Here is an 8,092-nt window from a genome sequence, read left to right as displayed (position 1 = left end):
CGGCCCAGCAACGCCGTATCGACCGTCTCGCCCACATGCGCGAGACGTTCGACTTTGATGCGCTGGATCGCGATGCCCGGGTCTCCTGGCGCGTTTTTGAATACCTGCAGGAGACCGGCATTCGCCAGTACGGCTTCCGCGACCAGACCTATGTCTTCACCCAGATGTTCGGGCCCCATACCGGCATGCCCTCGACCCTGATTGGCCAGCACCGGGTCCAAAGCGTCGCGCACGCCGAAGCCTATATCTCGCGGCTCAACGGGATCGGTCCGATCTTCGACACCCTGATCGCCCGTGCGGAAGGGCGCGCCGAGGCCGGTGTCATGCCGCCACGCTTTGCCTTCCAATACCTGACAGGCAATACCCGCGCCGTGATCGCCGGTGCGCCCTTTGATGATAGCGACGCCGTTTCGCCGCTCCTCGCCGACTTTACCGCCAAGGTGAATGCGCTGGAGATTGATGACGACGCCAAGGCGGATCTGATTGCCCGCGGCACCCGCGCGCTGACTGATGTGGTCGGTCCCGCCTATGAGCGCCTCATCGCCATGTTCGAGCGCCATGAGCAAATGACGGATGACCGGGATGGTGCCTGGAAGCTGCCGCGCGGCGAGGCCTATTACCAAAGCCAGCTGGCCGCCTTCACCACCCTGCCCGATCTGTCGCCGCAGGAAGTGCATGATACCGGCCTGGCCGAGATCGAACGCATTCATGACGAGATGCGCGGGATCATGGAAGAGGTCGCATTCGAGGGCACGCTGCAGGACTTCTTCGAATTCATGCGCACGGACGAGCAATTCTACTACCCGTCCACCGATGAGGGCCGCGCCCGCTACATGGCCGAAGTCAATGACGTGTTCGACAGCGTCCGCGATGTCATTCCCGACTATTTCGACACCCTGCCCGCCGGCGAGATGGTGGTCCGCGAGGTCGAACCCTATCGCGCGGCCGGCTCACCCTCCGCCTTCTACAATACCGGTTCCCTGGATGGCTCGCGGCCCGGCATCTACTACGCCAATACGCTGAACATGCGGAATCTGCCGGTCTACCAGATGGAGACACTCGCCTATCATGAAGGCGTGCCGGGTCACCATTTCCAGCTCACCCTGGCGCAGGAGCAGGAGGGCACGCCCATGTTCCAGCGCTTCCTCTATCTCTCTGCCTTCGGCGAAGGCTGGGCGCTCTATGCCGAGAGCCTGGGCAAGGATATGGGGATGTTCACCGACCCCTATCAGGACTTCGGACGCCTCGCCTACGAGCTCTGGCGCGCCGGACGTCTGGTGGTCGATACCGGCATTCATTCGCTGCAATGGAGCCGCGAGGACGCGATCGACTATCTGCGCGAGAACACATCCTTCACCGAGGAGGAGATCACGCGCGAGGTCGAGCGCTATATTGTCTGGCCGGGCCAGGCGACCTCCTACAAGACCGGCCAGATGCGGATTCGCCAATTGCGCGATTTCGCCCAGGCAGAGCTGGGTGACGCCTTCGATTACGGTGAATTCCACGATGTGGTCCTGACCAACGGGTCGCTGCCACTGGCTGTTCTGACCCAGCTGATCAATGATTATGTTGAAGAGACACGGGCTGAAACGGCTCAATAGAAAAGACACAAGGGGTATGAAAATGCGTATTTCCAACCTGATTGTCGGCGTTTCCGCCCTGGCGCTCCTGGCCGGCTGCGGCGCTACGGAAGACGAAACCCTCGCCAGCGACGCCGCTCCGGCCGAAACTGCTGTGGCCGAAACTGCTGGGGCCGAGACCGCGACTATGACCGAGGCCAGCCCGGCTGATGTCGAGCAGGCCGCAGGCGAAGAGACCGAGTCCGATCGCCTCAATGCCTGGTTCCAGGACGCGTTCGAACGCAATGTCGCGCGCTCGCCGATGACCCAGACCTTCCTCGGCATGAAAACGAATTACGACCAGTGGTCAGACGCCTCGCCGGAATTTGCGCTCGAGGGCTTCGAGATGGGCCAGGCCGATCTCGCCCATATGCGCGAGACCTTCGACTTCGACGCGCTGGACGACAGTGCCCAGCTTTCCTGGCGCCTGTTTGAATACAATGCCGAGCGCGCCGCAGAAGGTCAGCGCTGGGTCGATCACGGTTACACATTCACGCCGCGCTCCGGACCGCACATGAATGCGGCCTCTTTCCTCATCAACAACCACCGCGTGGATACGGTCGAGGATGCCGAGGCCTATATCGGGCGCCTGCGCAATCTGCCGACCTATATGGATCAGAATATCGCCAATTCGCGCCGGTCGGCCGAGCTTGGCGTACTGACCCCGGCCTGGACCTATGAGCCGATGATCGCCACCGCGCGCAACATCATCACCGGCGCTCCGTTTGATGATGGCGAAGCCAGCCCGCTGCTTGCCGACTTCACCGGCAAGGTCGAAGGACTTGAACTGGACGCGGCGGAGACCGCTCGTCTGATCGCCGAGGCCGAAACTGCCCTCACCGAGGCCGTGGCCCCGGCCTATGGGCGCGTGATTGCTCTGTTCGAGGAGCAGGCAGAGGTCGCAACCGATGATGATGGCGTGTGGAAACACCCGGATGGCGGCGAGTTCTACAATTTCCTGCTCAACGGCTATACGACGATGGATCTGTCGGCCGAGGAGATCCACCAGCTCGGCGTGGCCGAGGTCGCCCGCATTCACGACGAGATGCGTGGCATCATGGAGCAGGTCGGCTTCGAGGGCTCGCTGCAGGACTTCTTCGAATTCATGCGCACGGACGAGCAGTTCTACTATCCGAACACCGACGAAGGTCGCGCCGATTATCTCGCCGACGCCACGGCACTGATCGACACGATGACGGAAACGCTGCCGCAGATGTTCAACACCTTCCCGCGTGCCGCTCTGGAGGTTCGCCGGGTCGAAATCTTCCGTCAGGACAGCGCCGGCAAGGCTTTCTACCAGCGCCCGGCACCGAACGGCTCACGACCGGGCGTCTACTACGCCAACCTGCGCGACATGGCGCTGATGCCGACCTATCAGATGGAAGCCCTCGCCTATCATGAAGGCAGCCCGGGCCATCACATGCAGCTGGCCATCATGCAGGAGCTTGAGGGCATTCCGGCCTTCCGTCGCTTTGGTGGCTATACCGCCTATACCGAGGGCTGGGGTCTCTACACGGAGTATCTGCCGGTCGAGTACGGCTTCTACTCCGACCCCTATTCCGACTTCGGTCGACTGGCGATGGAGTTGTGGCGGGCCTGCCGCCTCGTGGTCGATACCGGCCTCCACTATCACCAGTGGTCACGCCAGGATGCGGTCGACTATCTGGCCGAGAACACGCCCAATCCGCAGGGCGACATCGTTGCCGCGATCGACCGCTATATCGTCTATCCGGGCCAGGCGACGGCCTACAAGGTCGGCATGCTGGAAATCCTCCGCTTGCGTGGCATCGCCGAGGACGCGCTCGGTGACGCCTATGACATCCGCGACTTCCACGATGTGGTTCTGACCCAGGGCGCCATGCCGATGTCAGTGCTCGAGGAACGCGTCAATGCCTGGATCGAGGACGCGCAGGACTAGCGCGCCCCATCCGACGAAACGAGGCCCCCGGTCCAAGATCGGGGGCCTTTTTTTATGTGTGGCGGCCATTTGGTGACACCCGCGCAATCTTTCGGCCATGACTGTACCGTAAGCCGCCCGTCAGGCCCCGGCAGGCCCCGCGCCCCGATCTTGCCCTCCGATCCAGAGGGTAAAGGGGACAACATGACCACCACACCACGCGCGACCTTGCGAACATGGCTCCTGGCCGGCTGCACGGCCCTGGCCGGGCTCACCCCCATGGCGGTGACAGCCTCGGCCCAGGCCCAGGCCGAGACAGAGACCGCCACAGGAGAGCAGACCGAGACGGACCGGCTGAATGCCTGGTTCGAGGAACTCTTCAACGCTGATCTCGAATTCTTCCCCACCGGCAAGACCAGCCTGGGCATTATCGACGCGGACTACGGACGCTGGAATGATAACAGCGAAGCCGCCGCCCAGGCCGCCATCGCCCGGAGTCGCGAGCGACTGGCCCATATGCGCACCAATTTTGACTTCGCTGCGCTGGACCCGGTCGGCCAGATGTCCTGGCGCCTGTTCGAATACCAGACCGAGCGCGGGGCCGAGGCCGAGCCCTATCGCCGCTATGGCTACATCTTCAACCAGCTTTTCGGACCGCACACCGGGCTGGTCGCCTTCCTGATCGGTCAGCACCGCGTCCAGACGGCCGAACATGCCGAAGCCTATATCCAGCGCCTGTCGACCATGGACGACGCCCTGGGCCAACAGATCGAGGAAGCCGAATACCGTTTTGACAACGGCATCCAGGCCCCGGCCTGGGTCTATGAGCGTGTCCTCGCAACCGTCGCCGGGCTTCAGTCCGGCGCGCCTTTCGATGACGGGCCGGATCATCCGCTCTGGGCGGATATCCAGCGCAAGCTGGGCGAGATCGAACTTGATGAGGCCACGCGCGACGATCTCCTCGCCCGGGCCCGCACGGCCTTGCTGGAGGATGTCGGCCCGGCCTATGCCCGCCTGCAAGCCATGCTGGAAGATCACCGCGACCGCTCGACCACGGCGGACGGGGTCGCCGATCTTCCCGATGGCGAGGCCTATTACAACGATCTTCTGACGGGTTTCACCACGACCGACATGACCGCGCAGGAAATCCACGAGCTGGGCCTGGCCGAGGTCGAACGCCTGCAAACCGAGATGCGCGGCGTGATGGCCGAGGTCGGTTTTGAGGGCTCACTCGGCGAGTTCTTCAACTATCTGCGCGAAGATCCGCAATTCTACTATCCCAACACGGATGAAGGTCGCGCGGAGTATATGGCGGAGGCCACCGCGATCATTGACGCGATGCGCGAGCGCCTGCCGGAAGTCTTCGGGACCCTGCCCCAGGCCGAGCTGGAAGTGAGGCGGGTCGAGCCCTTCCGCGAGAATGGGGCCGGACTGGCCTTCTACCAGAATGCCACGCCGGACGGCTCACGGCCGGCGGTCTACTATGCCAATTTGCGCGACATGGCGAGCATGCCGACCTACCAGATGGCGACGCTGGCCTATCATGAGGGCATTCCGGGCCATCACCTCCAGCGGTCCATCCAGCAGGAAATGGGCAATCTCCCCCGCTTCCGCCAGTTTGGCAGCTTCACCGCCTATGCCGAAGGCTGGGGCCTCTATGCCGAATATCTGCCCCTGGAGATGGGCCTCTATGAGGATCCCTATCTCAATGCCGGGCGTATCGCGATGGAGTTGTGGCGCGCCTGCCGTCTTGTCGTCGACAGCGGCCTGCATGCCTATGGCTGGAGCCGCGAGGAAGCGATCACCTACCTGACCGAAAACACCCCCAACGCCCAGGCCGACATTGTTCCCGCCGTCGAGCGCTATGTCGTCTTCCCGGGCCAGGCAACGGCCTATCAGGTCGGCAAGAACCACATCATCGCCCTGCGGGCACAGGCCGAACAGGAATTGGGAGCCGGTTTCGACCTGCGCGGCTTCCATGACCGCGTTCTCGCCTCCGGCCAGATCCCGCTTTCCATGCTGACCGAAGAGGTCGAGGCCTGGATTGCCGAGACGCGCGGCTGAGCAGGGCGCCAAGCGATCAGGGGCCCGGCTGCGGTCGGGCCCAGCGGGCGCGTGCTCAACAGGGTCGGCGGCTCCGGCCTTCGCGCCGGAGGGGCGGAGGAAAACGCTGAGTCACTCCGCACCGGACACAAAAAAGCCCCGGCCTGTGCCGGGGCTCATTGCTCCGGGTGCGGCGTCAGCCGGATCAGATCGGCATGCGCAGGATTTCCTGGTAGGCCTTCACCACCTCATCGCGGACAGCGACGACAGTTTCCAGCGAGATTTCGGCGGCCGAGACGGCGGTGACGACATCGATCAATTCGGCTTCTCCGGCCGCGCCGGCAGCTGTCATTTGCTCGGCCGTGGCCAGGGTCTGTCCGGTATCGGCGACGGCACTGGTGACCAGCGCGCCAAAATCCATCCCGGCGCCCGCGGACGCCGCGTCCTGGCTCGAGCCCAGTGAAGATTGCTGGGCGGTACGGATCGCGGCCTGATAGGCCTGTACGGCAGAGAGGTCAGCAGCCATGGACTTTGTCCTTCATTCAGATGGCGTGCGCGTTCGCTATTCTAGCGGCGCAGGAGATCGAGCGCCCGCTCCTGCATGCGGCGGGCATTTTCGATCATGTTGAGATTGGCTTCATAGGTCCGCATGGCTTCACGCATGTCCATCATCTCCACGAGCGTCTGCACGTTGGAGTACTGGACATAGCCTTCATCATTGGCAGCCGGGTGGCCCGGATCGAATTCGAGCGTGAATTCGCTCTGGTCGTGCGCGACATCGGTCATGCGCACCGCATTGAGACCGGTCGCCCGATCGAGCTCGGCCTCGAAGACCGGAACCTGCCGTCGATAAGGATCGCCGCCGGGCTCGCGCGCCGTGGAATCGGCATTGGCGATATTCTCCGAGATAATCCGCATCCGGGCGGCTTGCGCCCGCATGCCGAAAGCGGAGATCTGCATCGCGTCTGAAGCGTTACCCATGGTTCACTCCCTAGCGGCCCGGCGGACGGATCGCCGTCCGCAACAGGCCAAGACTTTTCTGGTAGAGGGTCAGCGCGCTCTCATAGCGCATGCGGTTTTCCTGGGCCCTGACCATCTGTTCTTCAATCACGACAGAATTGCCGTTCACCGTCGTCTCCGAATCCGGGCTGTCGATCGGTTCCCAGCTCGCCGAGGAGGCGCTTGCGCCCGTCGAGGCCGGAATGTGACCGGCCCGGGTCGTGGTCAGGCCAATCGCCCCGCGCGGCGCGGACGACCGGTCGCCCATCTGCGAACGCAGGGCGGCGTGAAAGTCGGACTCATCGAGATCCCGCGGCGTGTAACCCGGCGTATTCGCATTCGCGATGTTCTCCGCGATCACCTGCTGGCGATCAGAGTGAAAACTCATCGATTGTCGAAGCAGTGCCAGAACCGGCACGTCGTCGGGCCGCATGCGCGAATCCCCTTTCTCAGTTATGAACGAAGGTGGTCTCGCACGGTTAACGCGGACTTAACCGCATCGCCCCAGACAGTGGTTATTGTTTATGAGGCCACGGCTCGATGTCCGATATCGTCAACTGGACCAGCTACTTGTTCGCGATCTCGATCCTGGTCGTCCTTCTGGGCGGATTGGGCCTGTTTGCCTATGCGATCCAGAAAGGCTGGCTGCTGCAGCAAATGACCGGCCTGCGCCAGCTTGGCGGGGCCGACAAACGGCTGAAAATCCGCGAGACACTGGTCATTGATCCGCGCCGGCGCCTGGTCATCCTTCAGGCCGATGAAACCGAACATATCGTCTTGCTGGGTGCGGAGCGTGAAACCATTCTTTCAACCGGCCCGGCACGTCCCGAGCCGGTGCGGCCGAAGCCCACCGCCAGGGAGTCGAGATCATGAATGCTCGCAAGGGTTTCTGGGTCTGCCTCGGCCTCTTCCTGATCGGCATGATCACCCTGGCCGGCTTCCCGGCCGAGGCCCAGACCGTGACCGTCGACGCCGGACAGGAAGGCGCCCTCACCGAGCGGATCCTGCAGCTGATCGCGCTGCTCACTGTCATGTCGCTGGCCCCGTCCATCGTCATCATGACGACCAGTTTCGTGCGTATTATCGTCGTCCTGTCGCTCCTGCGGACCGGGCTTGGCCTGCAGCAGAGCCCGCCCAATGCGGTCCTGGTCTCGCTGGCGATTTTCCTCACCGGCTTCATCATGGCTCCGGTCTTCACCGAGTCCTACGAACAGGGCATCCAGCCCCTGCTCGAAGAGGAAATCGAACTGACAGAAGCCTTCGACCTGTCCACCGGCCCGCTGAAGACCTTCATGCTCAGCCATGTGCGCGAGGACGATCTCGCCCTCTTCATCGACATGTCCCAGCAGGCCGTGCCGGAGACGCCGGAAGAGACGTCCTTCTGGGTGGTCGCGCCGGCTTTCATGATCTCCGAACTGCGACGCGCCTTCGAGATCGGCTTCCTGCTCTTCATCCCCTTCCTGATCATCGACCTGGTGGTCGCCTCCATCCTCATGTCGATGGGCATGATGATGCTGCCCCCGATCGTCATCTC

At 63.0% G+C, this 8,092-nt stretch carries 8 protein-coding genes; 5 read left to right on the top strand and 3 right to left on the bottom strand.

The features are described from left to right. From QZ266_RS03635 to QZ266_RS03625, 3 genes are all read left to right on the top strand, one after another. On the top strand, window positions 1-1,601 hold a 1,601-nt coding region (locus QZ266_RS03635), incomplete at its 5' end, for a DUF885 family protein (RefSeq protein ID WP_295691732.1). Window positions 1,602-1,623: 22 nt separating this feature from the next. After that, a complete protein-coding gene (locus tag QZ266_RS03630) occupies window positions 1,624-3,537 on the top strand; it encodes a DUF885 family protein (RefSeq protein WP_295691730.1) in 1,914 nt (637 codons plus the stop codon). Between the two features lie 183 nt (window positions 3,538-3,720). Next, a complete protein-coding gene (locus QZ266_RS03625) occupies window positions 3,721-5,580 on the top strand; it encodes a DUF885 family protein (RefSeq protein ID WP_295691729.1) in 1,860 nt (619 codons plus the stop codon). A gap of 184 nt (window positions 5,581-5,764) precedes the next feature. On the opposite strand, the gene fliE is transcribed toward QZ266_RS03625, so the two are convergent. Genes fliE through flgB form a run of 3 tightly spaced genes read right to left on the bottom strand, consistent with a single transcriptional unit; the run spans window position 5,765 to window position 6,991 of the window. After that, on the bottom strand, window positions 5,765-6,085 hold the full coding sequence (gene fliE / locus QZ266_RS03620) for a flagellar hook-basal body complex protein FliE (RefSeq protein ID WP_295691728.1): 321 nt from the start codon (window positions 6,083-6,085) through the stop codon (window positions 5,765-5,767). Between the two features lie 41 nt (window positions 6,086-6,126). Further along, a complete protein-coding gene (flgC, locus tag QZ266_RS03615; RefSeq protein ID WP_295691726.1) occupies window positions 6,127-6,540 on the bottom strand; it encodes a flagellar basal body rod protein FlgC in 414 nt (137 codons plus the stop codon). Window positions 6,541-6,550: 10 nt separating this feature from the next. Continuing rightward, complete coding sequence (flgB, locus tag QZ266_RS03610) at window positions 6,551-6,991, bottom strand: flagellar basal body rod protein FlgB (RefSeq protein WP_295691725.1); 441 nt, start codon at window positions 6,989-6,991, stop codon at window positions 6,551-6,553. Between the two features lie 107 nt (window positions 6,992-7,098). Between flgB and QZ266_RS03605 the strand changes: the two genes are divergently transcribed. Together QZ266_RS03605 and fliP are read left to right on the top strand one after the other, a co-directional pair. Beyond that, window positions 7,099-7,431: a flagellar biosynthetic protein FliO gene (locus QZ266_RS03605; protein ID WP_295691724.1), complete on the top strand. Its 333-nt coding sequence runs from the start codon at window positions 7,099-7,101 to the stop codon at window positions 7,429-7,431. Further along, the coding region (gene fliP / locus QZ266_RS03600; protein WP_295691722.1) for a flagellar type III secretion system pore protein FliP at window positions 7,428-8,092 on the top strand (665 nt) is incomplete at its 3' end. The genes QZ266_RS03605 and fliP, both read left to right, overlap by 4 nt.

The sequence above is a fragment of the uncultured Maricaulis sp. genome (genome assembly GCF_905480005.1).
Taxonomy (GTDB): Bacteria; Pseudomonadota; Alphaproteobacteria; order Caulobacterales; family Maricaulaceae; genus Maricaulis.
Note: the sequence above shows the minus strand (reverse complement) of the source record. Positions and strands in the feature narration are given on the sequence as shown.